The organism is Novosphingobium sp. MMS21-SN21R (assembly GCF_031846015.1).
Classification (GTDB): domain Bacteria; phylum Pseudomonadota; class Alphaproteobacteria; order Sphingomonadales; family Sphingomonadaceae; genus Novosphingobium.
This window is the reverse complement of sequence record NZ_JAVRDU010000001.1, coordinates 1,650,195-1,676,631: the sequence shown is the minus strand read 5'-3', so window position 1 is coordinate 1,676,631 and position 26,437 is coordinate 1,650,195. Positions and strand designations below refer to the sequence as shown.

Annotated in this window: 27 protein-coding genes and 1 tRNA gene; 15 read left to right on the top strand and 13 right to left on the bottom strand. The window is 62.7% G+C overall.

The window, feature by feature from the left end; translation table 11 throughout:
- Positions 1–15: 15 nt before the first annotated feature.
- Positions 16–441 (top strand): hypothetical protein, encoded by a 426-nt coding sequence (locus tag RM192_RS08135; protein ID WP_311507038.1) that lies wholly within the window; start codon positions 16–18, stop codon positions 439–441.
- On the opposite strand, the gene RM192_RS08130 is transcribed toward RM192_RS08135, so the two are convergent.
- The 3 genes from RM192_RS08130 to hrcA form a co-directional block, all read right to left on the bottom strand.
- Positions 442–702: a YMGG-like glycine zipper-containing protein gene (locus tag RM192_RS08130; protein ID WP_311507037.1), complete on the bottom strand. Its 261-nt coding sequence runs from the start codon at positions 700–702 to the stop codon at positions 442–444. It abuts the gene before it with no gap.
- Positions 703–786: 84 nt separating this feature from the next.
- Positions 787–1,347 carry a nucleotide exchange factor GrpE gene (locus RM192_RS08125; RefSeq protein WP_311507036.1) on the bottom strand — a complete coding sequence of 187 codons (561 nt, stop codon included), beginning with the start codon at positions 1,345–1,347 and terminating at the stop codon, positions 787–789.
- The gene (gene hrcA / locus RM192_RS08120; protein ID WP_311507035.1) at positions 1,344–2,408 is read right to left on the bottom strand and encodes a heat-inducible transcriptional repressor HrcA; all 1,065 of its coding nucleotides are present in this window, start codon (positions 2,406–2,408) and stop codon (positions 1,344–1,346) included. Before hrcA ends, RM192_RS08125 begins: the two co-directional genes overlap by 4 nt.
- 78 nt (positions 2,409–2,486) lie before the next feature.
- Between hrcA and rph the strand changes: the two genes are divergently transcribed.
- Genes rph through RM192_RS08100 form a run of 4 tightly spaced genes read left to right on the top strand, consistent with a single transcriptional unit; the run spans position 2,487 to position 5,896 of the window.
- Positions 2,487–3,200, top strand: coding sequence for a ribonuclease PH (gene rph / locus RM192_RS08115; RefSeq protein WP_311507034.1), 714 nt, complete (start codon positions 2,487–2,489; stop codon positions 3,198–3,200).
- Positions 3,200–3,844: an RdgB/HAM1 family non-canonical purine NTP pyrophosphatase gene (gene rdgB / locus RM192_RS08110; RefSeq protein ID WP_311507033.1), complete on the top strand. Its 645-nt coding sequence runs from the start codon at positions 3,200–3,202 to the stop codon at positions 3,842–3,844. Before rph ends, rdgB begins: the two co-directional genes overlap by 1 nt.
- Positions 3,845–3,854: 10 nt before the next feature.
- Positions 3,855–5,006 carry a radical SAM family heme chaperone HemW gene (gene hemW, locus RM192_RS08105; RefSeq protein ID WP_311507032.1) on the top strand — a complete coding sequence of 384 codons (1,152 nt, stop codon included), beginning with the start codon at positions 3,855–3,857 and terminating at the stop codon, positions 5,004–5,006.
- The gene (locus RM192_RS08100; protein ID WP_311507031.1) at positions 5,003–5,896 is read left to right on the top strand and encodes a tyrosine recombinase XerC; all 894 of its coding nucleotides are present in this window, start codon (positions 5,003–5,005) and stop codon (positions 5,894–5,896) included. The genes hemW and RM192_RS08100 overlap by 4 nt, the downstream gene beginning before the upstream one ends.
- 6 nt (positions 5,897–5,902) lie before the next feature.
- On the opposite strand, the gene RM192_RS08095 is transcribed toward RM192_RS08100, so the two are convergent.
- The 3 genes from RM192_RS08095 to RM192_RS08085 form a co-directional block, all read right to left on the bottom strand.
- Positions 5,903–7,228: a HAMP domain-containing sensor histidine kinase gene (locus RM192_RS08095; RefSeq protein WP_311508594.1), complete on the bottom strand. Its 1,326-nt coding sequence runs from the start codon at positions 7,226–7,228 to the stop codon at positions 5,903–5,905.
- Between the two features lie 90 nt (positions 7,229–7,318).
- Positions 7,319–7,996, bottom strand: a complete 678-nt coding sequence (locus tag RM192_RS08090) for a response regulator transcription factor (RefSeq protein WP_311507030.1) — start codon at positions 7,994–7,996, stop codon at positions 7,319–7,321.
- A 117-nt stretch (positions 7,997–8,113) separates the two neighbouring features.
- The gene (locus RM192_RS08085) at positions 8,114–8,416 is read right to left on the bottom strand and encodes a PepSY domain-containing protein (RefSeq protein WP_311507029.1); all 303 of its coding nucleotides are present in this window, start codon (positions 8,414–8,416) and stop codon (positions 8,114–8,116) included.
- Positions 8,417–8,528: 112 nt separating this feature from the next.
- On the opposite strand from RM192_RS08085, the gene RM192_RS08080 reads away from it, so the two are divergent.
- On the top strand, positions 8,529–10,316 hold the full coding sequence (locus RM192_RS08080; RefSeq protein WP_311507028.1) for an ATP-binding cassette domain-containing protein: 1,788 nt from the start codon (positions 8,529–8,531) through the stop codon (positions 10,314–10,316).
- Positions 10,317–10,370: 54 nt separating this feature from the next.
- Here the strand turns inward: RM192_RS08080 and RM192_RS08075 are convergent, their stop codons facing one another.
- Positions 10,371–10,844 (bottom strand): DUF6456 domain-containing protein, encoded by a 474-nt coding sequence (locus RM192_RS08075; protein ID WP_311507027.1) that lies wholly within the window; start codon positions 10,842–10,844, stop codon positions 10,371–10,373.
- A gap of 104 nt (positions 10,845–10,948) precedes the next feature.
- On the opposite strand from RM192_RS08075, the gene RM192_RS08070 reads away from it, so the two are divergent.
- Together RM192_RS08070 and RM192_RS08065 are read left to right on the top strand one after the other, a co-directional pair.
- Positions 10,949–11,521 (top strand): helix-turn-helix domain-containing protein, encoded by a 573-nt coding sequence (locus RM192_RS08070; RefSeq protein WP_311507026.1) that lies wholly within the window; start codon positions 10,949–10,951, stop codon positions 11,519–11,521.
- 1 nt (position 11,522) lies between these two features.
- Positions 11,523–12,710 (top strand): glycosyltransferase, encoded by a 1,188-nt coding sequence (locus RM192_RS08065; protein ID WP_311507025.1) that lies wholly within the window; start codon positions 11,523–11,525, stop codon positions 12,708–12,710.
- 37 nt (positions 12,711–12,747) lie between these two features.
- Here the strand turns inward: RM192_RS08065 and secF are convergent, their stop codons facing one another.
- The 3 genes from secF to yajC are packed head-to-tail and all read right to left on the bottom strand — an operon-like array spanning position 12,748 to position 15,706.
- Complete coding sequence (gene secF / locus RM192_RS08060; protein WP_311507024.1) at positions 12,748–13,725, bottom strand: protein translocase subunit SecF; 978 nt, start codon at positions 13,723–13,725, stop codon at positions 12,748–12,750.
- A gap of 12 nt (positions 13,726–13,737) precedes the next feature.
- Positions 13,738–15,345 carry a protein translocase subunit SecD gene (secD, locus tag RM192_RS08055; RefSeq protein WP_311507023.1) on the bottom strand — a complete coding sequence of 536 codons (1,608 nt, stop codon included), beginning with the start codon at positions 15,343–15,345 and terminating at the stop codon, positions 13,738–13,740.
- Between the two features lie 31 nt (positions 15,346–15,376).
- A complete protein-coding gene (yajC, locus tag RM192_RS08050) occupies positions 15,377–15,706 on the bottom strand; it encodes a preprotein translocase subunit YajC (RefSeq protein ID WP_311507022.1) in 330 nt (109 codons plus the stop codon).
- Positions 15,707–15,939: 233 nt separating this feature from the next.
- Between yajC and RM192_RS08045 the strand changes: the two genes are divergently transcribed.
- The 3 genes from RM192_RS08045 (at position 15,940) to RM192_RS08035 (ending at position 17,291) form a co-directional block, all read left to right on the top strand.
- Positions 15,940–16,016: transfer RNA gene (locus tag RM192_RS08045), tRNA-Pro, on the top strand.
- A gap of 206 nt (positions 16,017–16,222) precedes the next feature.
- Positions 16,223–16,615 (top strand): DNA cytosine methyltransferase, encoded by a 393-nt coding sequence (locus RM192_RS08040; RefSeq protein ID WP_311507021.1) that lies wholly within the window; start codon positions 16,223–16,225, stop codon positions 16,613–16,615.
- 295 nt (positions 16,616–16,910) lie between these two features.
- Positions 16,911–17,291 (top strand): hypothetical protein, encoded by a 381-nt coding sequence (locus RM192_RS08035; protein ID WP_311507020.1) that lies wholly within the window; start codon positions 16,911–16,913, stop codon positions 17,289–17,291.
- Between the two features lie 112 nt (positions 17,292–17,403).
- On the opposite strand, the gene RM192_RS08030 is transcribed toward RM192_RS08035, so the two are convergent.
- The 3 genes from RM192_RS08030 to RM192_RS08020 all read right to left on the bottom strand — a co-directional run bounded on the left by RM192_RS08030 (position 17,404) and on the right by RM192_RS08020 (position 20,005).
- Complete coding sequence (locus RM192_RS08030; RefSeq protein ID WP_311507019.1) at positions 17,404–18,093, bottom strand: response regulator transcription factor; 690 nt, start codon at positions 18,091–18,093, stop codon at positions 17,404–17,406.
- Positions 18,090–19,625 carry a DUF4118 domain-containing protein gene (locus tag RM192_RS08025; protein WP_311507018.1) on the bottom strand — a complete coding sequence of 512 codons (1,536 nt, stop codon included), beginning with the start codon at positions 19,623–19,625 and terminating at the stop codon, positions 18,090–18,092. Before RM192_RS08025 ends, RM192_RS08030 begins: the two co-directional genes overlap by 4 nt.
- Before the next feature lie 92 nt (positions 19,626–19,717).
- Complete coding sequence (locus RM192_RS08020) at positions 19,718–20,005, bottom strand: hypothetical protein (protein ID WP_311507017.1); 288 nt, start codon at positions 20,003–20,005, stop codon at positions 19,718–19,720.
- A gap of 139 nt (positions 20,006–20,144) precedes the next feature.
- On the opposite strand from RM192_RS08020, the gene RM192_RS08015 reads away from it, so the two are divergent.
- From RM192_RS08015 to RM192_RS08000, 4 genes are all read left to right on the top strand, one after another.
- Positions 20,145–22,028 carry a potassium transporter Kup gene (locus tag RM192_RS08015; RefSeq protein WP_311507016.1) on the top strand — a complete coding sequence of 628 codons (1,884 nt, stop codon included), beginning with the start codon at positions 20,145–20,147 and terminating at the stop codon, positions 22,026–22,028.
- 141 nt (positions 22,029–22,169) lie between these two features.
- A complete protein-coding gene (locus RM192_RS08010; RefSeq protein WP_311507015.1) occupies positions 22,170–22,838 on the top strand; it encodes a TetR/AcrR family transcriptional regulator in 669 nt (222 codons plus the stop codon).
- 229 nt (positions 22,839–23,067) lie between these two features.
- Positions 23,068–24,705: an NAD(P)/FAD-dependent oxidoreductase gene (locus RM192_RS08005; protein ID WP_311507014.1), complete on the top strand. Its 1,638-nt coding sequence runs from the start codon at positions 23,068–23,070 to the stop codon at positions 24,703–24,705.
- Positions 24,706–24,806: 101 nt separating this feature from the next.
- Positions 24,807–26,432 carry a class I adenylate-forming enzyme family protein gene (locus RM192_RS08000; protein ID WP_311507013.1) on the top strand — a complete coding sequence of 542 codons (1,626 nt, stop codon included), beginning with the start codon at positions 24,807–24,809 and terminating at the stop codon, positions 26,430–26,432.
- The last annotated feature ends 5 nt before the right edge of the window (positions 26,433–26,437 follow it).

The following is a 26,437-nucleotide window of genomic DNA, read 5'->3' as shown; positions in this document are numbered from 1 at the left end:
CGCCATTTTTCATGAATGGCCACAAACGCTTCCGAAACCGCTCTGCATCTGTGGCGGAGCAAGACAGTCGACGCCTTCGCTCGGGCAGAATTAACGGTTGACGTTCTGGTTCAGAAACTGAACGCGCCAGTCAAGGTGAACATGATCAGCGCAAAAATTGATGCTGTCAGGAAGGCGAAGCCCAACGCAGCGATTACCGAAGATCGGAAAAAAAAGATCGACCAAACTCTGGACGACCTTACCGGGTTGCTGTGCTTGCGAAACGATATCGTACATGCACCCATCATCATCGAATTGATTGGCGAAAGCGCGGTGGCCACTTTCGCCAATCCCAATCTACAGTGCAGCTTTTCCAGCTATAAACGCACCATACACGCGCCGCGCCTTCAGGCCTTGGCGGCCAAGGTCTTGCACCTCGCCAAGACCTTGGAGGGCTGCTGATCAGCAACGCACTTCGTATTCGTTGCCATTGCGGTCACGGCTATAACAACGGTCGCCATCCTTGCGGATCTGCGAACCACCTGCCGCGCCCACCGCGCCGCCGATCGCCGCGCCGGTTGCAATATCACCGCCCGTGGCAGCGCCAACACCAGCCCCGACTGCCGCGCCCAGCGCCGCGCCTTCGCCAGTATAATTACGCGCGCAGCCGCCAAGGCTGACCGCCGACCCCACGATAAGCGAAGCAATCATCAATTTGCGCATGGTCTGTCTCCGTTGGTTACGGAGAGGACGCGCCGATGCTCTGCGGGTTCCGCAGCTTGCGGTGAACCGTTCGGCGAGCGCCTGTCAGTCCGGCTTCTTTGCCACCGCGACCATCGCAGGCCGCAGCAGGCGGTCCTTGATCATGTAGCCTGCCTGCAGTTCCGAAATGACCGTGCCCGGCTCGGCATCGGCCGAGGGCATTTCGATCATCGCCTGATGCTGGTGCGGGTCGAGCGGGAGGCCCATAGCGGCAATGCGCACGATGCCGTGGCTGGCGAAGACCTTCTCGATCTCGCGGCCCGTGGCGTCGAGCCCGGCCACGAGGTTCTTGAACTTGTCGTCCTCGCGCAAGTCTGCGGGGATCGTTTCAAGCGCGCGGGCAAGGTTGTCGGCCACCGAAAGAATGTCGCGGGCAAAACCGGTCGCGGCATAGGCGCGCGCGTCGGCTATGTCCTTTTCCATTCGGCGACGCACGTTCTGCGTCTCGGCCTTGGCATAAAGTACGTCCTGCTTTGCCGTTTCGAGGTCTTCGCGCAGGCGCGTGAGTTCTTCGGAAGCCGATGTCTGGTCGATCATGTCTTCGGGCACGCCCTTCAGTTCCGCTTCGATTTCTGCGTCAGTTGGGCGTGTGTCGTTATCGCTCATTTTCTTGAAAACCCGTCTTGTCCGATAAATTTGCCCAGCGTCTGGGCCGTGAAATCCACCATGGGGACGACGCGGGCATAATTCAACCGAGTCGGCCCGATCACCCCCACTACGCCGACAACCCGCCCGTCGCCATCGCGCCATGGCGAGGCAATCACGGACGAGCCGGAAAGCGAGAACAGCCGGTTCTCGCTGCCGATGAATATGCGCGTCGCCTGCGCCTCGCGCGCGGCATCGAGCACGCCAGCAATAGATTCGGCGCTTTCAAGTTCGTCGAGCAACTGGCGCACACGCTCGATGTCGTGGAGCGCCGCATCGTCCAGCAGATTGGCCTGCCCACGCACCACAAGCACCGGACGCGCAGCCGCATCGAGGCTCCACACCGCCAGCCCGCGCTGCACCAGATCGGCGCTCGCCGTATCCAGAGCCGAACGGCCGCCCGCGATCTCCGCCCGCACCACTGCGACGGCATCGGCCAGTGTCCGCCCGGACAGGCGGCTGGTAAGATAGTTGCCCGCCTGCTCCAGCGCCGATGCGCCGACCGGCTCGGGCAAGTCGATCACGCGGTTCTCGATCCCGCCGTCCTCTCCCACCAGCACGGCCAGCGCCCGCACTGGCGACAATGGCACGAACGAAATCTGTGAAAGGCGCGGCTCGCGGCGCGGCACCATCACCACGGCGGCACCGGCCGACAATTCCGACAATGCGGAACTCGCAGCTGCAATCGCCATTTCAATCGTATTGCCGCTCACCAGGCCTCGTTCGATCTGTGCGCGCTCGGCCACCGAAGGTTCGGCCACCTGCATGATCCCGTCAACGAACATGCGCAGGCCCACGTCGGTTGGCATCCGGCCCGCGCTGGTGTGCGGCGCGGCCAGAAGGCCGGCGTCCTGCAGTTCCTGCAGCACCGAACGGATCGAGGCGGGCGACAGGTTCACTGCCCCGCTTCCGGCGAGGGCTTTCGATCCCACCGGGTTACCGCTGGCGATATAGCCCTCCACCACGAGACGGAAAATCTCGCGGGCGCGGTCGGTCAGGTCGGAGAGCGTCGGGCCATTCATCATGTGTAATCTATTCACCGCTCTTGCAGGCTCAAGGCCAATGCGCCAGAGGCCATGCAAACTTGCGAGGGAAAAACCATGCGACCGTCAGGACGCGCGCCCGATGAAATGCGCGCCATCACCGTTGAAACCGGCTTCACCAAACACGCCGAAGGCTCCGTCCTGATCGGCTTTGGCGACACCAAGGTGCTCGTCACCGCCTCGATCGAAGAGCGTGTGCCGCCGTTCATGCGCGGCAAGGGCGAAGGCTGGGTGACGGCGGAATACTCGATGCTTCCGCGCGCCACGCACACCCGTGGCAGCCGTGAAGCGGCCAAGGGCAAGCAGTCAGGCCGTACGCAGGAAATCCAGCGCCTGATCGGGCGTTCACTGCGCGCCGTCACCGACATGAAAAAGCTCGGAGAGCGCCAGATTACGCTCGATTGCGACGTGATCCAGGCTGACGGCGGCACCCGTACCGCCTCGATCTCGGGCGCGTGGATCGCCCTGCGCCTTGCCGTGCAGGGGCTGCTGGCCAGCGGTGCGATCAAGGAAGACCCGCTGACCCGCAAGGTTGCCGCGATCTCCTGCGGTATCCACAACGGCACGCCGGTGCTCGATCTCGATTACATCGAAGACTCCTCGGCTGATGCCGATGCCAACTTCGTGCTGATCGAAGGTGGCCACATCGCCGAAGTGCAGGCCACCGCCGAAGGCGCGACCTATGACGAGGAAGCGCTGCTGCGCCTTCTGCGCCTCTCGCGCATCGGCTGCGAGCAGATCTTCGCCGCGCAGGAAAAGGCGGTTCGCTGATGCCTGCCCGTCTCGGTTCTGGCAAACTTGGCCCCGGAAAGCTTGTCATCGCCACACACAACGCGGGCAAGCTCAAGGAAATACAGGCTCTGCTCGCCCCCTATGGCATGGAATGCCTGTCAGCGGGCGCGTTGGGCCTGCCCGAACCAGCCGAGACGGGCACCACTTTTGTCGAAAACGCGCTGATCAAGGCGCGCGCGGCGGCGCAGGCCTCGCAGCTTCCATCACTGGCCGATGACTCCGGCCTCTGTGTCGATGCGCTGGGAGGCGCGCCCGGCGTCTACACTGCCGACTGGGCCGAAGCCGCCGTGTTCGAAGGCGGTCCGCGCCGTGACTGGTACATGGCGATGGGCAAAGTCGAGGGCAAACTCGCCGAACTCGGACCCGATGCCTCGCGCGGCGGCCATTTCGCATGTGTCCTCGCCATCGCCTGGCCGGATGGTGACTATGCGGTCTACGAAGGCCGCGCGCCCGGCACCCTGACCTGGCCCCCGCGCGGCAAGCTCGGCTTCGGCTACGATCCGGTTTTCGTGCCGGCAGGTGACACCCGCACGTTCGCCGAACTCGACCCGGCGGAGAAGCACGCCATCAGCCATCGCGCCGATGCCTTTGCCAAGCTGGTCGCGGAGCAGTTTTCGGCCTAAGGCCAACCCCATGGCGCTTGCCCTCTACATCCATTGGCCGTTCTGCCTCGCAAAGTGCCCCTATTGCGACTTCAACAGCCATGTGCGCGAGCGGACCGACATTGCCGCGTGGGAAGCAGCACTGCTGGCCGACATGCGCCATGAAGCGGCGCTGACCTCAGGCCGCCCGCTCTCGTCGATCTTCTTCGGAGGCGGCACGCCATCTTTGATGCCGCCCGCACTGGTAGAGACGCTGCTACGCGAGGCCGAAAACCTGTGGGGTTTCGAAACCGGCATCGAGATCACGCTTGAGGCCAATCCCAGTTCAGTCGAGGCCGCGAATTTCGCCGCGCTCACCTCCGCTGGCATCAACCGCGTGTCGCTCGGGCTGCAGGCTCTCGACGACACCACGTTGAAATTCCTTGGCCGGTTGCATGACGTCAGCGAAAGCCTTGCCGCTCTGGAACTTGCGCAAAGTCTGTTTGCCCGCGTCAGTTTCGACCTGATCTACGCCCGCCCGGGACAGACGCCGGACCAGTGGCAAGCCGAACTGAAGCGCGCTTTAGCTTTCGGCACCGGCCACCTCTCGGTCTACCAACTGACCATCGAACCCGGCACCCGCTTCGCCACGCTGGTGCGCGAAGGCAAGTTTACGCCACTGGATGATGACGCCTGCGCAGACCTGTTCGCGCTCACCCGCGAGATGACCTCTGCCGCTGGCCTCCCCGCCTACGAGACGAGCAACCACGCACGCGTCGGCGAGGAAAGCCGCCATAACCTCACCTATTGGCGCTATCAGGACTATGCCGGGATCGGCCCCGGCGCGCATGGGCGGCGGCTGGGCATGGCGACCGTTCGCCACCGCAAGCCCGAGAACTACCTGCGCGCCTTGGCGGAGCAGAATAACGGCATCGCCGAGGAACGCGCACTTCTGCCCGCAGACCAGGCGATGGAATCGGTGCTGATGGGCCTGCGTCTCACCGAAGGCATTCAGCCCGCGCAACTGGCGGCTCGTTTCGGCTTTGCCGCGACCGACCTGATCGATCCCGCCAAGCGCCGCTTCTACACCAGCATTGGTCACTTGACCGACACGGGCGACCGTCTCGCGGTGACCGAACAGGGCGCCCCGCTGCTGGAGGCCTTGCTCGCCGAACTGGTTCCTGACACGCTCGTCGGCGCATGACCGTCGCGGACATCCTTGAAATCTGGAACGATCACCTCGCGCTCACGCGCCGCCGCTCTCCCCACACCGTCCGCGCATATGCCGCCACCGCAGCGCGGCTGCTCCACGCCCTACCAGATGGGCAGGACTGGCGCTCAATCGCCCGCCTGGATGCCGCAACATTGCGAGGCCATCTGGCCGAGCGCCGCGCGGACGGCATCGGCAATGTCTCGGCGGCGCGCGAACTCTCCGCGCTCAAGACCTTCATCGCCTTCGCGCGCGAACAGTCGGGCGATCGCGACTCGGCTCGCCCGCGACTGCGCGGACCCCGCGTCAAGAAAGGCCTGCCCCGCCCGATCACGCCAGACGAAGCGGTGAACCTTGCAGAAACCGTGGCCGACGACGCTTCTGAACCATGGATCGCCGCGCGCGACCGTGCCGTGCTGCTGCTGCTCTATGGCGCGGGCCTGCGCATCGCCGAAGCGCTGGCCCTGCCCGCCTCGGTTCTCCCACTGGGCGAAACGCTGGTCATCACCGGCAAGGGCGGACGCCAGCGCGTCGTCCCGCTCCTGCCGATCGTCCGCGCAGGCGTGGATGATTACATTCGCCAGTGTCCTTGGCCGATGCCAAAAGACCAGCCGCTATTCCGGGGCGCCAAGGGCGGCGCGCTGGCGCAAGGCATGGTTCAGCGGGCGGTCGCCCGCGCGCGCGTCGTGCTCGGCCTGCCGGCCACGGCCACGCCCCACGCCCTGCGCCACTCTTTCGCCACGCACCTGCTCGGTGCTGGCGCGGACTTGCGCAGCCTGCAGGAGCTGCTGGGCCACGCCAGCCTGTCCTCGACCCAGATCTACACCAAGGTCGATGCCGCAACTTTGCTCGACGTCTACCGCAACGCCCACCCGCGCGCCTGAGTAAGGCTACTTCGCGCCCGGCGGCCTCGGCAGCGTGAGCACCGAGAGCAACCCGCCAAGGTCTTCGCTCTCGCGCAGATCGACAGCGCCGCCATAGATTTCCGCAACATCGCGCACGATAGCCAATCCAAGGCCTGTCCCGGGCTTGCCGGTATCCAGCCGCGCGCCGCGATCGAAGATGCGCTCGCGTGCCTCTTCGGGGATGCCCATACCATCGTCCTCGACCCAGATTTCGCAGAACTTCTGATCAGCAGGCGCGGCGTCTATGGTTATGAACACCGATCCGCCGCCATATTTCGCCGCGTTTTCAATCAGGTTTCCAAGGATTTCGTCGAGATCCTGCCGCTCGATAGAGACTTCCGCCGCGCGGTTGCCGTCCATGTCCAGCCGCACTTGCGGATAAAGCCGCGTTACCGCCCGCTCGACCGCCTCGGCGCTCTCCCAGACATTCGCACGTGACAAGCCAACTGCACGGCGACCGACTGCGCGAGCACGGGCCAGATGGTGATCCACCTGCCGCCGCATGACTGCCGCTTCACGGATGACCGTGTCCGAAAGGTCCGGGGCCTTGGCCGTTGCTGCATTCATCACCACGGTCAGCGGAGTCTTGAGCGCGTGCGCCAGATTGCCCGCATGAGTGCGCGCTTCTTCTGCCTGCCGCTCGGAATGTTCGAGCAAGGCGTTCAACTCCTGCACCATCGGCTGGACTTCGAGCGGAAGTGGATCGGTCACCCGGCTGGCTCCGCCCTCGCGCATTCGCGCAATCGCCTTGCGCACGCGGCGTAGAGGTCCAAGGCCGTAGTAGGTCTGCAATCCGGCCATCACGAACAGACCAAATCCCAGAACGAGGAAGGACCAGATCAGGATCGCGCGAATTCTGCGGATCTGCGAATTCAGTTCGCCCCGCCCTGCCGCAACCTGAAACTCCCACAGCGTATTGGTGCCGGGCAGAATCACGGACCGCTTGATGATCCGCAGCGGCTCACCTTCAAACTGGTCGCTGTCCTCGATCCGGGGATCGATGTTGTTCTGGTCAGGATTGGTGCGCAGCGACCGGTCCCACAGCGACCGCGAAGGAAAATCCTCGTGTCCCTGACCCGAAATCTGCCAATAGAGGCCGCTGTTGGGTTCGAGAAAGCGCTGGTCGCCGAGTGGGCGATTGAAGAACACCTCTCCATCCGGCCCGATCTCCGCCGAGGCGACCATCGCCGTCAGCATGTAACCCAGCTGCTCATCGAAATTGCGCGTGACAAGGCCGGTCAGTGTCTGGTCGAGTGCCAGACCGCCGCCGAGCAGCAGGACCGTTACCCAGCCCGCCGCGATCACCAGCATGCGCCGCGTCAACGACCCGGTATGCGGTGCCGGAACGTTTACCGCCCGTTGTGACGGAGCTTCGCGTTCTGGCCTGCTCTCGGCCACGATTTAGCCTCGGCCGGGGCCAGCCGGATCGTCGAGACTGTAGCCAAGCCCGCGGATCGTGGTGATCACATCCGGCCCCAGCTTCTTGCGGATGCGGGTGACGAACACTTCGATCGTGTTCGAATCGCGGTCGAAATCCTGATCGTAGATGTGTTCGATCAGTTCGGTGCGGCTTACGACCTTGCCCTTGTGGTGAAGCAGGTACGACAGGAGCTTGTACTCCTGCGCAGTCAACTTCACCGGCTCGCCATCGAGCGTGACCCGGCCCGAACGCGTATCCAGCCGCACGCCACCTGCTGTCAGCTCGGACGACGAATTGCCCGAAGCGCGGCGAATCAGCGCACGCAGGCGGGCGATCAGTTCCTCGGTCTGGAACGGCTTTGCGAGGTAATCATCCGCGCCCGCATCAAGCCCGGCCACCTTGTCCGACCAGGAATCGCGCGCGGTCAGCACCAGCACCGGGAACTTGCGGCCTTCCTTGCGCCACATGCCCAGCACGGTCAGTCCGTCGATCTCGGGCAGGCCAAGATCGAGCACAACCGCGTCGTATTCCTCGGTCGAGCCCATGAAATGGCCGTCTTCGCCGTCAGTCGAAAGGTCGACTGCGTAGCCCGTGTGTTCGAGCGTGGTCTTCAGCTGCTTGCCGAGAGTCGGTTCATCCTCGACGATCAGGATGCGCATGGAAATCTGTCCCCTGCTGGACGCGACAGTCGCGCCGAAACTTGTTCATGTAGATGGGGCTGCAAACATGAACGGTCAAGGAACTGCCGCGAAAGCTGCGGTTAACCGGAAGCCACCTTAGCGTGACTCGCCGAGCACCTGTCCGGTCTTGGCATCGACATCGACGAACATCACGCGGCCATCGCGGATGAACTTGAGCCGGTAAACCATGGCAGAGGGATCATATTCCGGCCCAAGATATTGCATGCCCGGCTTGGTCGGCAGCACACGCCGCTCAATATCGCGGAGCGACCGCACCGCACCCGAGCGCAGATCGCGGCGCACTTCGTTCTGCTCGTCCGGGCGTTGCTGCGCATTGACAGCAACGGGAGCCAGACTGGCCAGAGTGGCGGCGATAACAAAGGAAAGGGCAAATCGCATGATGTCGGCATGCCTAGCCGCAAGGCATTGAACAAGCGGTGAATGCGAAGGCACATTATCGTTCAGGCTGCGGCGTTGCACATAAGCGACACCCCCGCTAAGCGCGGGGCCTATGGCAGCAGCACCGATCCTCAGCTGGGAAGGCCTTGGCCTTGTCCAGGGCAATGGCTGGCTTTTCAGCGATCTCGACATCAATATCGGCCCGCGTGACCGGCTGGCCCTGATCGGCCGCAATGGCGCGGGCAAGACCACCCTGCTCAAACTGATCGGCGGACAGGTCGAGGCCGACAAGGGTACGCGCTCGATCCAACCGGGCACGCGCATCATCACGCTGGAACAGGACCCGTTCTTTACCGGCTTTGACACGCTGCTGGACTTCGCGCTCTCGGGCAAGGACGCGCCGCCCCTCCACGAAGTCGAATCCATCGCCGGACAGCTCGGCATCGATCTGTCGCGCAAGGCCGACAGCGCCAGCGGCGGCGAACGTCGCCGTGCGGCGCTGGCCCGCGCTCTGGCAAGCGAGCCTGACCTGCTGCTGCTCGACGAGCCGACCAATCACCTCGACCTCGCCGCGATCGACTGGCTGGAAGACTGGCTGATGCGCTACAAGGGCGCGTTCGTGGTTATCAGCCACGACCGCACATTCCTCGACCGCCTGACCAAGGCGACGCTGTGGCTCGACCGTGGTTCGCTTCGCCGCAAGGACATCGGCTTCGGCGGCTACGAGGCTTGGATGGAAACGGTCTACGCCGAAGAAGCCCGCGCCGCTGACAAGCTGGATGCCAAGCTCAAGATCGAGGCGCACTGGCTGGAACGCGGCGTCACCGCGCGGCGCAAGCGCAACATGGGGCGGCTCGAAAAGCTCTATGAAATGCGCGCCCAACGTGCCGCCATGCTCACCCCGCAAGGCACCGCCAAATTGGCGCTCTCCAGCGACGATGCCAAGAGCAAGGCGGTGATCGTCGCCGACCATGTCAACAAGTCGTTTGGCGAACGGCCCATCGTCAAGGACTTCACCCTGCGCATCACGCGCAAGGACCGCATTGGCGTGGTCGGGTCGAACGGCGCAGGCAAGACCACCCTGCTCAAACTGCTGACCGGTGAGCTGGAACCCGACAGCGGCACGATCACGCTGGCAAAGACGTTGCAAGGCGTGTTCATCGACCAGCAGCGCAGCCTCATGGCACCTGAAAAGCGCGTGCGCGACGTGCTCGCCGATGGCAGCGACTGGATCGACGTGCGCGGGGTGCGCAAGCATATCCACGGCTACCTCAAGGACTTCCTGTTCGATCCGGGCCTTGTCGAAGCGCGCATCGGCACGCTTTCGGGCGGCGAACGCTCACGGCTGCTGCTGGCGCGGGAATTTGCCCGCTTCTCCAACCTGCTGGTGCTCGACGAGCCGACCAATGACCTTGATCTAGAAACGCTCGACCTGCTGCAGGAAGTGATTTCGGACTACGACGGCACGGTGCTGATCGTTAGCCATGACCGCGATTTCCTTGACCGAACGGTCACGATCACGCTCGGTATGGACGGGTCGGGCCGGGTCGACATTGTCGCGGGCGGCTATGCTGACTGGGAAAAGATGCGCAAGAGCCGCAAGTCTCCCGGCCCGAGCAAGGCCGCGCCCAAGCAGGAGGCGGCCCCTCCGCCCCAGCTGCCAGCGAAGAAGGCCAAGCTTACCTACAAGGACCAACGCGACTACGAACTCTTGCCCAAGCGCATCGAGGAACTCGATGCCACCATCGTGCGCGGCGAAACGCAACTTGCCGACCCGGATCTTTACGCCAAAGACCCCAAGAAGTTCGATGCGCTGATGGAAGCCCTCGCCAAGGTCCGCGCCGAAAAGGACGCAGCGGAGGAACGCTGGCTGGAACTCGCCGAAATGGCCGAGGGCTGATGGCGCATTGAGGCCCGAGGCGCCCCGCCTTCGCAGGGGCGCGGTGTATCAGGTTTACCCGATCCGGTAGAACTCGGCGATCCGGTCAAGCGCAATCCTGAGGACCAGTTTCCCGCTGCGTGCAGGCCAGTCGAGCGCTTTTTCTGCGGCCGGGAGTCCCTCGCCTGCGCATGCCACGCGCCAGAGGATATCGGACAGCCCCTTCCCCGCGTGGGCAATCGCTGCATCGAACCTTTCGCGTGCAGCCATCTGGCGCTCCGACATGCTAAGGCCGCGATCACCGCTGCCCGGAATGCGCACGGCGTCCCAGCGCATCGTGATCGAAGGTGCAAGCTGCGCGCGTTCGTAATCGGCGCGCAGCCGGTCACCGGCCTCGAACTGCCGCGGCGTCAAATGGCCCCGCGCGTGCAGCCATGACAGGGGCGATTCGGCAAGATTTACAGTGACGGTCCGCGTGTTTGGCGCGATCTGCGAAGATCTGCGCGGGCCTTCCGGCGTGAGTTCGCGGGTTGCGAGCGAGCGAGCCATGCGAGTTCCCCTTTTTGAACAGGTCAAGAACAAGCAAAGCTCTTGCCTCGCGTGACACTTTGTAGGAAAGCGAAAAAACACCGCTCCGGTTAATGGGCCGCACAATGATAAATCGAATACGCGACATTCGCCGCCAGAAAGGCATGACTCTCGCCGACGTTGCGGCGCGTTGTAATCCGCCAACCACCGCGCAAACCATCGGCCGTCTCGAGACGGGTATGCGCAGCCTGTCGCTCGCATGGATGAACCGCATCGCCGCGGCGCTCGGCGTCGAACCGCAACTGCTGGTCAAGGCGGACGAGGAATCCCCTGCCCGGCTCGTCGCCCGCATCGGTGCCCAAGGTGCAGAAGCCCTCGCCAAACCGATGGATGCAATCCTGCCAGTTGCACTCGACGGCTCGGCGCGCCTCATGGCTTTGGCGGTCGATGTCAGCGCAGGCGAATATCGCGCCGGTGATCAGGTCTGGCTGCGGCAGATCGACCCGGACGATTTCGCGCGCGCCTTCAACCGCGATGTGCTTGCCCCCCGCCCCGGCGGACGTTTTGCGTTTGGGCGGTTGATCGACCAGCGCGACGGACGCATTGCCTTGCTGCCCCCAGGCGCAGGCCAGCGACAGGTCATCATCGACCGCCCGGCATGGCTCGGGCTTGCCGAAATGCTGGTGCGAAAACTCTGACGTGAAGCGCCTGCTCTCGATTTCGACGCTGTACCCGGCTCCCGGACGCACCGGCTTCGGTCGCTTCGTTGCGCGCCAGATGGAAACACTGGCAGCGCGCGGGGATTGGCAGGTTACCGTGTTGAACCCCATCGGCCTGCCGCCGCTACCACTCAAGCGCTATGCCGCGCTGCGCGCAATTCCGGCGCTGGAACAGCAGGGCGCGGTCACCGTCTTTCATCCGCGCTTCGCCCTGATTCCCGCCTTGTCCGGACCGCTCAACCCGTGGCTGATCGTGCGCGCCGTGCTCCCGCTCGCCCGCCGCCTTCATGCTGAACAGCCATTCGATATGGTCGATGCCCAGTTTTTCTATCCCGACGGCCCCGCCGCTGCAAAAATCGCGCGCGAACTCGGCCTGCCACTGGCGATCAAGGCACGTGGGTCGGACATTCATCTTTGGGGCGAAAACGCCTCGGCCCGAAAGCAGATGGTCGCAGCCGCTCATCAAGCCAAGGCGCTGCTCGCGGTTTCCGGGGCACTCGCCCGCGACATGGCGGCGATGGGCATGCCAGCCGACCGCATCACGGTCCATTACACTGGCCTCGACCGCACACGGTTTCAGCCGCTCGAGCGCCTCGCCGCACGCCATTTCGTCTCTTCCGCCCCGACGCTAGAGATACCGACTGTCGGCGCATTGCTGCTCTGCGTCGGTGCGCTGGTGCCGATCAAGGGACAAGCCCTGGCTATCCGCGCGCTAACGTCGCTGCCCGAGGACGTCCGTCTCGCTATTGCGGGGACCGGCGCCGAGGAAGCGTCGCTCAAGGCCCTTGCCGCCGAACTCGGCCTATCGTCGCGCGTGCATTTCCTTGGCGCGGTGGAGCATGACTTGCTGCCCCAACTGCTCTGCGCAGCCGATGTCATGGTCCTGCCGTCCGAGCGCGAAGGCTTGGCCAACGCCTGGATCGAAGCCATCGCCTGCGGGACACCCGTGGTCATCCCGGATGTCGGCGGCGCGCGCGAGGTAGTGCAAAATACCTCAGCAGGGCGGTTGGCCAAGCGAACGCCCGAAGACATTGCCGCCGCTATCGTGGAAATTCTGGCGAATGCGCCAAGCCAGCAGGTTGTGGCGATGAATGCCGAACGATTCAGCTGGGACGCCAACGCCGCAGCGCTCGCGGCAATCTACGAAAAAGCGGCGGCGAAGCCCTGAACCTCGCCGCCACTGCTTTCACCCTCAGGTAAGTCGATCAAGCGCCTTCGCGCGCCAGCCGCTCCTGCTTGTCGAGCGCACTTTCGGTCGGCACGAAGCTGTTCGGATTGACCTTGAGCCAGATCAGGATGGGCGCGGCCATGTAGATCGAGCTGTACGTCCCGACGAAGATGCCGAGCGTGATCGCGGCGGTAAAGCCGAAGATCACATCCGGACCCAGCAACAACAGCGCCACAAGCGTAATCAGCACTGACAGCGAGGTCACGATCGTGCGCGACAGCGTTTCGTTCACCGAAAGATCGAGCAATTCAGGCATCGGCATCTTGCGGAACTTCTTCATGTTCTCGCGGATGCGGTCATAGACCACGATGGTATCGTTCAGCGAATAGCCGATCAGGGTCAGCAAGGCCGCCACGATATTGAGGTCGAACTCCATGCCGGTAAGCGCGAACAGCCCCAGCGTCAGCGAAACGTCGTGGAACAGTGCGAACAGGGCGCCCACGCCGAATTGCCACTCGAACCGGATCCAGATGTAGGCAGCCACCGCCAGAGCGGCAAAGCCGAGCGCCTTGAACGCGTCCCAGCCGAGTTCCTTGGAAACCTTGCCCGAAACCGAATCGACGCCGTCAATCCGCGCATCGTCATGGTTCTTCTTGATGTCGGCGGTAATCGTCCGCGCCATCTTGTCGGACAATGCGGCATCGTGGTCTGCGCCCTCGGGCAGCTTCATGCGAATCGAGATTTCGTTCGGCTTGCCGTAGCGCTGGATGATCGGCTCGCCGTACCCCAGCTTGCCGACCTGCTCGCGCAGTTCGACGACCGGCGCGGCCGGGCTGCGCTCGAACGTCACGCGGATCATCTGGCCGCCGATGAAATCGACGCCGAGGTTCAGCCCCTTGGTCAGGACCAGACCCCACGACGCCGCGATCAGCACCATGCTGATCAGGTAGAACGGCACCCGCCACTTGAGGAAGTGGATGTTGGTATCGTCGGGAACGAGCTTGAGGAGTTTCATGTGCCTATTCCCTTACAGGTTCAGGTCGGCCGGGCGCGCACGGCGCAGCCACTGGGCAACCCACAGGCGGGTCAGCGTCACGGCGGTGAACACCGACGTTGCGATGCCGATCATCAAGACGATGGCAAAGCCTTTCACCGGGCCGGAGCCAAACGCGAACATCAGAACGGCCGCGATCACGTTGGTGATGTTGGCGTCGAAGATCGCGCGGCTGGCTTCCTTGTAACCCATCTCGACCGCCGCAACGACCTTTCGCCCGCGGTGCCGCTCCTCCCGGATACGCTCGTTGATCAGCACGTTGGCATCGACCGCCGCACCCACTGTCAGCACGAAACCCGCAATACCCGGCAGGGTCAGCGTCGTGTTGATGATCGCCATGATACCAAGGATCATCAGCACGTTGATGACCAGCGCTATGTTGGCGTAGACCCCGAAGCGCCCATACGTCACGAAGATGAAGACCATCAGCGCGAGCGTGCCCACGCCCATCGCAATCATGCCCTTGCGGATCGAATCGGCGCCAAGGTCAGGCCCGACGGTGCGCTCTTCCACGACCTTGAGATCGACTGGCAAAGCCCCCGAACGCAGCGAAATCGCCAGAGCGTTCGCGCTTTCGGTGGTGAAGCGGCCCGAAATGATCGCGCTGCCACCCAGGATCGGCTCGTTGATGGTAGGCGCGGACAGGACCTTGCCGTCGAGGATGATCGCGAACTGCTTGCCGGTGTTCTGCGTCGTCAGCTTGGCGAATTTCGCGCCGCCTTCGGTGTTGAACGTGATGTTGACGACTGGCTCGTTGGTCTGCTGGTTGTTGGTCTGCTGCGCATTGGTCAACTGATCGCCGCGAATGCCGCCCAAACGCTTGACCGCGATGGCAGGCGCGCCGCCGCCTTCAGCCGGACTGACGAATGGCACGATCTCGCTGCCCGCTGGCGCAATGCCCTGCGCGACGTCGGATGGCAGGGCCGCCGTATCGACCAGCTTGAATTCAAGCTTGGCGGTCTGGCCCAGAAGATTCTTGAGCGCCTGCGGATCCTGCAATCCCGGCACCTGCACGACGATGCGCGTCGGGCCGGACCGGATAATCGTCGGCTCCTTGGTGCCCAACGCGTCGATGCGCTTGCGCACCACTTCCACTGCCGTGTCCATCGCTTGCGTCACCGCCTGGTCAACGCCCGCGTCGGTCGGCTTGAGCACGAAGCGATTACCATCGATGACGTTGATGTCCCAGTCGCGCTTGCCGGTCAGGCCAGCGCCATTGGTCAGCGGCAACACCGCCTCGCGCACGGCATCGACCTGCGATTGATCGGCGACGACGAACGTTAGCGCACCGTCACGGTTCGAAATGTCGCTGATGCGGATGTTCTTGCCATCCTGCTTCAGCTTGTTGCGAACCGATTCCTCCATGCCCTCGATACGCTGCTGGCGCACTTGCGAAGGATCGGCTTCGAGCAGGATGTGGCTGCCGCCCGCAAGATCGAGCCCGAGGTTGACCTTGGGTTCGGGCAGCGAGGACGGCCAGGACAGGCCCATCGTGGAAGTGAGCGAGGGGATCGCAGCCGCGACGCAAACCAGCGTCAGCAGCCAGAGCCAGATCACCTTCCAGCGCGGAAATTCGAGCATGGGCGGTCAGCTTTCGGAAAATATTGGACGATCAGTCGTTTGCAGGCGCAGAGCCGGCCGGCGGGATGATGTCGCCCAGCGTTGAACGCACGGCCTTCACCTTCACGTTCGGCCCAAGCTCCAGCTCGACGTAATGATCGTCGATCTTGATCACCTTGCCGATAAGCCCACCTGCGGTCACGACCATGTCGTTCTTCTTGAGGCTTGCGATCTTGGCCTTGTGCTCTTTTTGCTGGCGCATCTGCGGCCGCAGGATCAGGAACCAGAAGATGAAGCCCATTGCCACCAGTGGCAGGAAGCTCATCCAGGCAGGCGGTTCACCAGCAGAGGCGGCGGCGGCGGAAAGAGTGCTCAGCATCATGTGTCCGTTTCTGGGATCGCGTGTCCGGTATTGCAACGGCCGCCACCACGCATTTTTCGCATGATGACACCCGGCAAGCTTGACGCGGGCGGTTAGCAGCTTGCCAAAGCCAAAGCAATCGACGCCCCGCGACCGCTTCGCCGCAGCTGTGCACCTTTTGCTCAATCCCGCGCTTGCCCCCAATCCTGCGCTTGCCAAGGCACAAACCGCTGCCTATAGGCCCGCTCCAAGGTCGGGACGTAGCGCAGCCTGGTAGCGCATCACACTGGGGGTGTGGGGGTCGGAGGTTCGAATCCTCTCGTCCCGACCAATGGAACAAAATTAAAACAGTTACTTAAACGGGCAGCGTAAGCTGCCCGTTTCCGTATTGGTGCCACCCAAAAGTATGCCGTAAGACTCCCAGCTCACTTTTCAGTGGAACGAATAGAGAACATATGCCATATCGCGGTATGGGATGAGAAAGTCTCTGAACAGTTGCGACCGACGCGATACACATAGTTTGAGGGAGACAGATTCGTGCAAGAACAGCCGACATTCTACGAATTCTTCGCAGGTGGCGGAATGGCACGGGCTGGCTTGGGCGATGGTTGGCGCTGCGCTTTTGCCAATGACTTCGACGCCAAAAAGGGTCTCTCATATCAAGCGAACTGGGGCACCGACGGAGAACTGAAAGTCGGGGACGTAAACCTCGTCAGCCCCGCCGACTTACCCGGCCGCGCCGATCTCGTGTGGGGATCATTCCCTTGCCAAGACCTGTCCCTTGCTGGTGGCGGTGCAGGTCTGCAAGGCAATAGGTCGGGCACCTTCTATCCCTTCTGGAACGTCATCAAAGGTCTGATTGCTGATGGCCGAGCGCCCAAACTGATAGCGCTGGAAAACGTCTGCGGCACACTGACCTCGATGGCTTAGGCGGCGCAGCCTCCGTCGAAGAGGAAGGCACCGACGACGACGCTTGAGGCTGGTGCTTACGAAGGTCTTATGCGCAGGCGTGACTGACAATCTTGTTCAACAGCCGTAGCCGTTTAACGTCGCGGACCACCATATCCATCCTTTGACGGTCATAGCAACGCCCCGCACCCGAAGGTGCGAGGCGCTGGCAGCGTCAAGAGCGAAGGAGGTAGGCTCCCCGCTGCTGGTCCCGATGTGTTGATGACGGAGGGTCGGTTTCCTTGACCTCCGGCGCGGCAGCCTCTCGCCAACGCAATTGATAGATCTGACAACAACGATCTTCGTGCGTGAAGCCACCGAGTCTGGTGCAGATAACCTGGCATTCTTTGCCAACTGGCTGGAAGCGGCGCGCAGGACAGAGTTGCGTCCGGTCATCCGGTCATTTGTCGAGAGTCAGATAGCGGCCTGGCAACGTGTGCTGCCCCGCCATAAAAATGCGCCTAGCTCCAAACGGTCAGGGCTCCTGGCGATGTCCTTGTTTCTCGGCAAGCTGCTCCGGATCATATCAACAGGGTCCACCACCACCGACCTGGCCCGGTCGAGGGAGGAGTTTCTGTACGCGCTTCAAGCAATAACAAATGGTGAACCTGAATCCTGTTTCAGTCGCAGCGCCGCAGAGGTATCCGTCGTCCAGTAAGCTTCTGGTGCGCGGTAACTTTACCCGATTTTCTCAATACGACGCAGACACCCGTTTGGGGTCCAGGGAAACAGGCCCTGCGTGCAGGGCATTGCCACAAGTCCTGACTGGATCAGGAACTGCGGATAAGCCGGTAGCCCACGCCCGGCTCGTTCCGGATCAGAGTTGGCCGGGCCGGATCATCCTCAAGTTTTCGCCGTATTCCGCGTGCAGCAACGCGCAGATACTCGACGTCACCGTCGTGGCCTGGCCCCCAAACGGATCTCAGCAGCGCGGCATGGGTCACGACGCGCCCAGCGCATTTGGCGAGTTCAGCAAGAAAAGCGTATTCCTTGGGCGTCAGATGGACGTCGGTCCCTGACTTGCGGACCTGCCGAGCAATGAGGTCAATCTCCACGTCGCCGAGCGTGAGGCGGGGCGTATCGGTCTCGCTGGCAAGCTTGTGCCGCAATGCGGCGCGGATGCGCGCCAGAACTTCCTCGGTGTCGAACGGCTTGGACACATAATCGTCCGCACCAAGATCCAGTGCGGCGACTTTCTGATCGGTGGCGTCCCGGGCGGAAACGACGATCACCGACGCCCCTGCCCCCTTCAGCCCCGGCACAAGCTCAAGCCCATCCCGGTCAGGCAGGCCAAGGTCGAGCAGCACCAGATCCGGTTTGTCGATCTGCAGCGCAGTCATCGTCTCGCGCGCGGAGCCTGCCTCGACGATCCGGTAATGCGCGCGGGCAAGACTGTTGTGAAGCAGGCGCCGGATCGCAGGCTCGTCGTCAACGACCAGTATGGTGATCTGTCTGCTCATTGCGCGGAGGGTTCTTTCAGCCTGTTTGCAGGGACGGACAGCGTGAAACATGCGCCCGCTCCGCCCGGACGATTGGCCGCAGCAACCGTGAGCCCCATGGCCTCGGCAAAGCCTTTGACGATGGCGAGGCCCAGGCCGGTGCCACCCTTGCGGTCCGACCCTTCGATCCGGGCGAATGTATCGAAGATGCGGACGTCCTCACCTGCAGGAATGCCCGGTCCTTCGTCCATGATCCAAAGCCGCGCACCGGTTTCATCCACGTCAGCCTCGATCGTGATCGCCGCGTCGCTGCCGCCATATTTCGCGGCGTTTTCGATGAGATTGATCAGGCAATGATGGAACAGTTGCGGGTCAACCATGACCAGCGGCAAATCGGGGGAGATGCCAATGCGGATGGTCCGCTGCTCAAGAATGCCGCGAAGATCGTGAACTGCGCTCGCCACAGCCTCCGAAAGATCGACCGGCTCGATGCCTTGATGCAAGGCTCCCGCCTCGATCCGGACCATATCCAGCAGATTGTCGACAAAACGGTGAAGCCGCTCCGCCTCGTTCCGCGCGGTGGCAAGCTGCTGTTCCTGTTCGCCGGACAGCGCGCGCATATCGCCCAGCGTACCGAGCACTGTGGTCAGCGGTGTCCGCAGATCGTGGCTGACCGACGAAAGCAGGGCATGGCGAAGGCGGTCCCGTTCACGGACATGTTCCAACGCGGCCATTTCCTGTTCCAGCGTGATCCGCTCAAGCGCGAGCCCGGCCTGATCGAGCAGACTGATCAGCAGCGGCATCTGTTCGGATGATACGGGCACGCGAGCGTCGGACCGGGCCATGCCGAATACCGCCAGGACCTTCCCGCCAGTCCCGAGCGGGCGGAACAGCCATTCGCACTCGGTCAGCACATCCGAACCACGCCCCGCTGGCTCGGCATGGTCCAGCGCCCAGCGGGCTGCGGTGACATCGAGCATGTCCAGCCTGCAACCGGGCGGCCAAGATGCCCGCATGACAATGTCGGCACCTTCGGGGACGAGCAGCACGGTATCGCAGTCGAGCAAGCGAGCAGTTTCGGTGCAAAGCACGACGGCCAGTTCGTCCAGCGCACTGATGCCGGTGAGCTGGCGGGCGAAACTTGCAAGCAGACTGTTTTGCGTCGAACTCGCCTGAGCCAGCAGAGCTTGGTCGCGGAGCCGCGACGCCAACTGGCTACCCGCAATTGCCACGCCGAGCAGGACGAACACGGTAATGATGTTCTGCGGGTCTTCGATCGTGAACGTGTGGGTGGGCGGAATGAAGAAGAAGTTGTACGCCAGCGACGAGACCAGACTGGTGACCACGCCCGTGCGCAGTCCGTAGCGCGTTGCCGCCACCATCACCGGCAGCAGGTAAAGCAACCCGACATTGGCAATGTTGCCGCGTTCGAACAGCACTTTGCCCAGAACCGTGACCAGCGCCGTCAGCCCGAGCGAGACAGCATGACCGGACAGCACCCCAGATGGAGCAGCACGCGCAATGGCTGGAAATTCGGGGGAGTGGTCAGTCATCGCTCCGCATTTGCGCGCACCCGCCCCTGTCTGTCGAGTGCCGGATTGCGGGAACGAGGGATCTGGCCCGCCACTATGGGCATTCAGGTCCATCACCTCCTCGGAAAATAAGCGCTGTGCGGCGGTATGTCGACGTGACGCAGCAGGCCCGGTCCTTCGAAAGTCAGGGCAAGGCCGCAAGTCAGCAGGAGGAACGCCGCGCTGCACACCACAAATTCGGCCATCGTGGTCGGATGCGCTGGTTGCGCGGTGATGAGCGCATTCGCCAGCACGGCAATGCGATAGCACAGGCCAAGCAGCACTATCCCAAGGAGGCGCAGGCCTGCTTCTGCAGCCCAAAGACGCTCCCCTTGGCGCAAACGATCAAGATATCCGGACATCGAGCTTTTCCCGCAATGATTATGCGGTGTCTCATGTGCGCCTGCAGGACATTAAAATTCCAAGGGGAATTTGGCGGCGGGCGTAAAGATTCCATAAAGTTCGTGGTGCTTTACCGCACCCGCACCTAGGTCTTCCACGATGAACGACACAGACCAGACTCAGCCCCATGATGAAAGCCTGACCGCGCTGGCAATCGGCGCGATTGGCGTGGTTTTCGGCGATATCGGCACCTCGCCGCTCTATGCCCTTAAGGAAAGCTTCATCGGGCATCACCCGCTGGCTGTGGACCGGCCGCACATCTTCGGTGTGCTGTCGCTGATCTTCTGGACGATGATGCTGATCGTCACGCTCAAATACGTCTTCGTCATCCTGCGAGCGGACAACAAGGGCGAAGGCGGCAGTCTTGCCCTGCTTGCGCTGATCGGCCGCAAGCTTGGCACAAACAAATGGACGCCAATGATCGCCATGCTCGGCGTGATCGCCACGGCGCTGTTCTATGGCGACGCGATCATCACACCGGCAATCTCGGTGCTTTCGGCGGTCGAAGGGCTGACCGTGGTCAACGAAGGTCTTGGCCAGTGGGTTCTGCCGCTGTCGATCGGCATCCTTGTCGGCCTGTTCGCAATCCAGTCACGCGGCACTGCGGCGGTCGGCAAACTTTTCGGCCCGGTGATCATCGTATACTTCATCGTGCTGGCAGTGCTGGGCATCTTCAACATCGCCAAGGCCCCGCAAGTGCTGTGGGCGCTAAGCCCGCACTACGCCTTCGAATTCTTCCTGATCGACCCTGGCCTCGCATTCCTCGCGCTCGGCTCGGTGGTGCTGGCCGTCACCGGGGCGGAAGCCCTTTACGCCGACATGGGCCATTTCGGGCGCAAGGCGATCATGGTCTCGTGGCTTTACGTCGCATTCCCCTGCCTGATCATCAATTACCTCGGCCAGTCCGCGCTCCTCATCGTAAATCCCGCTGCGGTAGAAAATCCATTCTTCCTGATGGCCCCCGAATGGGCGCGCCTCCCGCTGGTCGTGCTGGCAACGATGGCGACAATCATTGCCAGCCAGGCCGTGATTTCGGGCGCTTATTCGGTGTCGCAGCAAGCCGTGCAACTCGGCTTCCTCCCCCGCCTCAAGATCCTCCACACCAGCGCCAAGGCCGCGGGCCAGATTTACGTCCCACTCGTCAACTGGGGCCTGCTGGCGCTCGTCATCATGCTCGTCGTCGGCTTCGGCAGTTCGAGCAATCTCGCAGCGGCCTACGGCATCGCAGTGACCGGCACGATGTTCATCACCGCCTGCATGCTCGGTATCCTGACGTTCGCCGTGTGGAAGTGGCACCCTCTTGTGGCCACTGCGGTAACCGGGGCATTCCTCATCGTCGACGGCCTCTACTTCGCGTCAAACATCACGAAAATTCCGGACGGTGGCTGGTTCCCGCTGCTCGTTGCCGTCGTCGTGTTCACGCTGCTCACCACTTGGGCCACAGGCCGCCGCCTGATGCGCGAACGGTTGCATGAAGACGCCATGCCGATCGATCGCTTCCTCCAATCGGTGGAAAACAAGGTCAAGCGCGTGGCGGGCACATCGGTCTTCCTCGCCTCGACCACCGACGGCATTCCGCCCGCCTTGCTCCACAACCTCAAGCACAACCACATCCTGCATGATCGCGTGGTGATGCTGACCGTTTCGACCGAAGGCGTGCCCCACGTCGCCCCCGAGCGCCGCTGCAACGTCGAGGAACTAGGTCACGGATTTTACCGGATGGTCCTCCACTATGGCTTCATGGACGAAGTCGACATTCCGGCGGAACTTTCCGGCGAAGTGCGCGCCGGAGGCCCGTTCCGGGCGATGGACACCAGCTACTTCCTGTCGCGGCAAACGCTGATCGCATCGAACCGTCCCGGCATGGCGATCTGGCGCGAGAAGCTTTTCGCAGGCATGGTCCGCAATGCCGAAAGCGCCATGCAGTTCTTCAAGCTGCCCACCAACCGCGTGATCGAACTCGGTAGCCAGGTCGAAATCTGAAGCACGTTCGCTACATCGCTCCGCTTGCTATGCCGGTCACTGTTGGTTGACCTGACCGATCATCGTCGGCACTGATAGCGTCCGCGCAGCCCCCGGCCTCCGCCGGCCGGGGACGTGGCTGCCGTTTCCAGCGTTCAAGCGATGAGCCAGATGCCCAGCAAAAAGCCGATTGCCCAGCCTGAAATCCATTCGATCAAAGCCGAGGTCGACGAAATCAAGCGGCGACGGATTCTCGACGAAGCCATCGGGCAGTTCTTCGACAAAGGCTATGAGGCAACCTCGCTGGAATCGATCGCCGAAGGCCTCGGGGTAACAAAGCAGTTCATCTATTCCCGCTTTCGCAGCAAGGCGGAATTGCTGGTTGCAGTCTGCCATGCAGGTGCTGCGGCCGCAGACCAGACGGTTGCGTTCAGCGCCACGCTTGACGGCGATCCGGCAAGGCGGCTGGCGCAGATCATCCGCTACTTCGTGCGCCTGCAGATCGAGCATCGCCGCGAGGTCGCGCTCTATTTCCGTGAAGCGAAAAGCCTTCCGGCTGACGAAGGACTTGCCATCGATTCCTCGAAGCAGCGCTTCCATCGCATGTTGCGCGGCTTGCTCAACGAAGGAAAGGTCGGCGGCCAGTTCGAAATTGCCGATGCCTCGCTCGCCGCATCGGCGCTCGGCGGCATGGCATCATGGGCCTTCACGTGGTTCCAGCCGGAGGGACGCTGGGAGGCCGAATCGGTCGCCCGAGAGCTTGCCGCGCTGGCACTGAGAACCGCCGGTGTGACCGACCCGCTCCCGTATCTGACCGACGATCCCGCGTAACGGCCGATTACCCCTGCGGTCTGGAAATCCAGCCGTGTTCCCATTTTCCTATTTTTTCTCTTCGTTTGCGCAAGGCTCTCTTGCCTTCAGCGCGCGCGAGCCTGTGCCACGACTTGAAGGCAATATTCCCCAAAACACGATTATAACCTTGACGGAATAAATATATTCTGGTGAGTATATTTCTCGAGCAGCGGCCTGAATCGGCTGTCGCAGTCCAGAGGTGTCAGTTATGATTGTTGGCGAACAGAAGCCCGATTTCGATGCAGTGGTCATTGGTGCTGGCGTGACCGGCATCTACCAAACGCACCTGCTCGAACAGAACGGCATGTCAGTCTGCGGGATCGAAGCCGGCAACGATGTCGGCGGAACGTGGTTCTGGAACCGCTATCCCGGCTGCCGTCTTGACACCGAAAGCTACGCCTACGGCTACTTCGCGCTGAAGGGCATCATCCCCGACTGGGACTGGAACGAGCGCTTCGCCTCGCAGCCCGAAATGCTGCGCTACGCCAATCGCGCCGCAGACGCGATGGATGTGCGCAAGCACTACCGTTTCAATACCAAGGTCGTGGCGGCGCACTATCAGGATGCAGGCAACGTCTGGCAGGTCACGCTCGGTAAAGGCGAGGTGCTGACTTGCCGCTTCCTTATTTCGTGCACCGGCCCGCTCTCGGCCACGAGAATGCCTGACATCAAGGGCATCTCGGCGTTCAAGGGCGAAGCCTTCCACTCCTCGCGCTGGCCGGTCGACGAAGCCGGACTACCGCGCGATATCGATTTCTCGGGCAAGCGGGTCGGCATCATCGGCACCGGGGCCACTGGCGTGCAGATCATCCCTATCGTCGCCGAGAAAGCAGGCCAGCTTCAGGTGTTCCAGCGTTCGCCGAACTGGTGCACGCCGCTTGGCAACACCCCGATCAGCAAGGACGAGATGGAGGTCATCCGCAAGCGCTACCCCAACATTCTCGAATATGTGAAGATCACCGACACGGCATTTCCCTATCACCGTGACCAGCGCAAGGCGATCGACGTGCCGGCGGAGGAACGCGAGGCCTTCTTCGAAAACCTCTACAACCAGCCCGGCTACGGCATCTGGCTGAGCGGCTTCCGCGATTTGCTGGTCAACAAGGAATCGAACAAGTTCCTTGCCGATTTCGTCGCCGACAAGATCCGTTCGCGGGTCAAGGACCAGACCATTGCCGAAAAGCTGATCCCGAAGGATCACCCCTTCGGCGGCAAGCGCGTCCCGATGGAAACGAACTACTACGAGGCCTATAACAAGGACAATGTCCACCTCGTCGACATCCACGAGGCCCCGATCGTCGAGATCACCGAAACCGGCATCCAGACGGCAGACGCCTTCTACGAGCTGGACGTGATCATCTTCGCAACGGGCTTCGATGCGGTTACCGGATCGCTCGACCGGATCGACATCCGCGGCAAGAGCGGCGCCCGCCTAAAGGACGTCTGGGCCGATGGGCCGACGACATTCCTTGGCCTTCAGGCGCGCGGCTTCCCCAATTTCTACACGCTCGTCGGCCCTCACAATGGCTCGGCCTTCTGCAACGTCGGCGTTTGTGGCGGGCTTCAGGCAGAATGGGTGACCCAGATGCTGGTCTATATGGCCGCAAAGGGCCTGACCTTTGCCGAAGCATCGCAGGCCGCCGAGGATGAGTGGACCGAATCCGTCTACCGTGACTTTGCCCGCACCTTGCTTGCCGAAGCCAATGCATGGTGGGTGAGAACGACCACCAAGCCTGATGGCACGATCGTTCGCCGGACCCTGGTCCATGTTGGCGGCGGGCCCGAGTATCGCAAACGCTGCGAGCAAGTCGCGTACATGGGCTACGAAGGGTTCGAAATGGCCTGAACCGGATCATCATTTTCCCGCCAATCAACATTAGCGTTGACAGGCGGGAGTGATCCTATAATTTCGGCAGACAATAAGCATTGAAGCGGGAGTGTAGTGCCTTGACGTTCACGGAGTGGTCCGAGGTTTGCCCGCTGGCGGATCTGCTGGTGCGCAGCGCAGCCCGATATCCTGACCGCAACGCGCTGGTCATGCCCGAACTCACGTTGACATATGCCGAGCTGCGCGACGCCTCGGTCGAGATCGCGCGCGGCATCATCGGCCTGGGACTTGCGCCACGCGCGCACGTCGGCATTCTGGCGAACAACAGCCGCGAAATGGTGACGGCGCTGTTCGGCGCAGCCCTCGCCAACTGCGTGGCCGTCCCGCTCAATGCCCGGCACAAGAGCCGGGAACTCGGCTACATCATCGAGAACGCCGACCTTGCCCTTATCCTGACCACCGCTGCCGACACCCGCTTCGTCGATTTCCGCGAAGTGCTGTCCAGCGCCCTGCCCACGCTTGGTGCCAGCGCGGCAGGAAGCACCCTGACGCTCGCCGAAGCGCCAAAGCTTCGCGGAATCGTCGTGCTGGAAGGCGATGCGCCGGCTGGCTTCCTGTCGCGCGATGCCTTTGCAGAAGCGGCCGCGAAAGTCCCCGCCAGCGCGGTCGATCAGGCGCGCCGCGCCACCCGTCTGCGCGACACCGCGCTGATCATCTACACTTCGGGTACCACGGCCAACCCCAAGGGCTGCCTGCTCACTCACGAAGCCGTCACGCGCGGTCCCGTAGAGCGCGCCAGCAGCCGCTTCCGTGCCACCGACCATGACGTGACGTGGGGCGGCGGACCGCTTTTCCACATCGGCTCGTTCGCGCCTTTCATCGGCGCGATCGGCACAGGCGGCACATATATCACCGACGTCTTCTTCGATCCGGGCCGCGCGCTCGACCTGATGGAGCGCGAAAGGGTGACCGTGGCATGGCCGTGGTTCCCCGCGATCCTGCAGCCCCTACTCGACCATCCCGAATTCGACCCGAAGCGACTTGCCGCCTTGCGCAAGGTGCTCCTGATCGCGCCGCCTGCCCTCGTCGACCGCGCCCAACGCACATTTCCCGAAGCCGAATTCATGCAGGCCTGCGGGATGACTGAAACCGCCGGGATCTTCGCTCTTTGCGCTCCCGACGAAACGCCCGAACAGCGCACAATCAGCCAAGGCAAACCGGTGCCCGGCATCGAGGTGAAGATCGTCGATCTGGATAGCGGCGCCGAAGCAGCGCCCGGCGTCGTGGGTGAAATTCTCGTGCGCGGATACAGCGTGATGGAAGGCTACCATCGCTCTCCCGACAAGACCGCCGAAGCGCTCGACAGCGACGGCTGGCTGCACACCGGTGATCTTTATGCACGCGGACACGACGGAGAGCTGACTTTCAACGGCCGCGCCAAGGACATGCTCAAGGTCGGCGGCGAAAACGTCGCCGCAATCGAGGTCGAGGCCTATATCTGCAGTCACCCTGCGGTGAAGCTTGCCGAAGTCGTCGGGCGCCCCGACCCTCGCCTTGATGAAGTGCCCGTTGCCTTTGTCGAACTGCGTCCCGGCCAAACTGCCACGGAGCAGGAGCTCATTGACTTTTGCCAGGGCCGCATCGCCAGCTACAAGGTGCCGCGCGCCGTCTTCTTCATGAACGATGGCGAATGGCCGATGTCGGCGACCAAGGTCGACAAGCGGGCACTGCGCACTCGCATCTAGCGCAA

Coding starts and splice junctions, on each gene's coding strand:
- RM192_RS08135 (WP_311507038.1), top strand. CDS start 16: ATGGCCACAAACGCTTCCGAAACCGCTCTGCATCTGTGGCGGAGCAAG.
- RM192_RS08130 (WP_311507037.1), bottom strand. CDS start 702: ATGCGCAAATTGATGATTGCTTCGCTTATCGTGGGGTCGGCGGTCAGC.
- RM192_RS08125 (WP_311507036.1), bottom strand. CDS start 1,347: ATGAGCGATAACGACACACGCCCAACTGACGCAGAAATCGAAGCGGAA.
- hrcA (WP_311507035.1), bottom strand. CDS start 2,408: ATGAATGGCCCGACGCTCTCCGACCTGACCGACCGCGCCCGCGAGATT.
- rph (WP_311507034.1), top strand. CDS start 2,487: ATGCGACCGTCAGGACGCGCGCCCGATGAAATGCGCGCCATCACCGTT.
- rdgB (WP_311507033.1), top strand. CDS start 3,200: ATGCCTGCCCGTCTCGGTTCTGGCAAACTTGGCCCCGGAAAGCTTGTC.
- hemW (WP_311507032.1), top strand. CDS start 3,855: ATGGCGCTTGCCCTCTACATCCATTGGCCGTTCTGCCTCGCAAAGTGC.
- RM192_RS08100 (WP_311507031.1), top strand. CDS start 5,003: ATGACCGTCGCGGACATCCTTGAAATCTGGAACGATCACCTCGCGCTC.
- RM192_RS08095 (WP_311508594.1), bottom strand. CDS start 7,228: ATGCTGGTGATCGCGGCGGGCTGGGTAACGGTCCTGCTGCTCGGCGGC.
- RM192_RS08090 (WP_311507030.1), bottom strand. CDS start 7,996: ATGCGCATCCTGATCGTCGAGGATGAACCGACTCTCGGCAAGCAGCTG.
- RM192_RS08085 (WP_311507029.1), bottom strand. CDS start 8,416: ATGCGATTTGCCCTTTCCTTTGTTATCGCCGCCACTCTGGCCAGTCTG.
- RM192_RS08080 (WP_311507028.1), top strand. CDS start 8,529: ATGGCAGCAGCACCGATCCTCAGCTGGGAAGGCCTTGGCCTTGTCCAG.
- RM192_RS08075 (WP_311507027.1), bottom strand. CDS start 10,844: ATGGCTCGCTCGCTCGCAACCCGCGAACTCACGCCGGAAGGCCCGCGC.
- RM192_RS08070 (WP_311507026.1), top strand. CDS start 10,949: ATGATAAATCGAATACGCGACATTCGCCGCCAGAAAGGCATGACTCTC.
- secF (WP_311507024.1), bottom strand. CDS start 13,725: ATGAAACTCCTCAAGCTCGTTCCCGACGATACCAACATCCACTTCCTC.
- secD (WP_311507023.1), bottom strand. CDS start 15,345: ATGCTCGAATTTCCGCGCTGGAAGGTGATCTGGCTCTGGCTGCTGACG.
- yajC (WP_311507022.1), bottom strand. CDS start 15,706: ATGATGCTGAGCACTCTTTCCGCCGCCGCCGCCTCTGCTGGTGAACCG.
- RM192_RS08030 (WP_311507019.1), bottom strand. CDS start 18,093: ATGAGCAGACAGATCACCATACTGGTCGTTGACGACGAGCCTGCGATC.
- RM192_RS08025 (WP_311507018.1), bottom strand. CDS start 19,625: ATGACTGACCACTCCCCCGAATTTCCAGCCATTGCGCGTGCTGCTCCA.
- RM192_RS08020 (WP_311507017.1), bottom strand. CDS start 20,005: ATGTCCGGATATCTTGATCGTTTGCGCCAAGGGGAGCGTCTTTGGGCT.
- RM192_RS08015 (WP_311507016.1), top strand. CDS start 20,145: ATGAACGACACAGACCAGACTCAGCCCCATGATGAAAGCCTGACCGCG.
- RM192_RS08010 (WP_311507015.1), top strand. CDS start 22,170: ATGAGCCAGATGCCCAGCAAAAAGCCGATTGCCCAGCCTGAAATCCAT.
- RM192_RS08005 (WP_311507014.1), top strand. CDS start 23,068: ATGATTGTTGGCGAACAGAAGCCCGATTTCGATGCAGTGGTCATTGGT.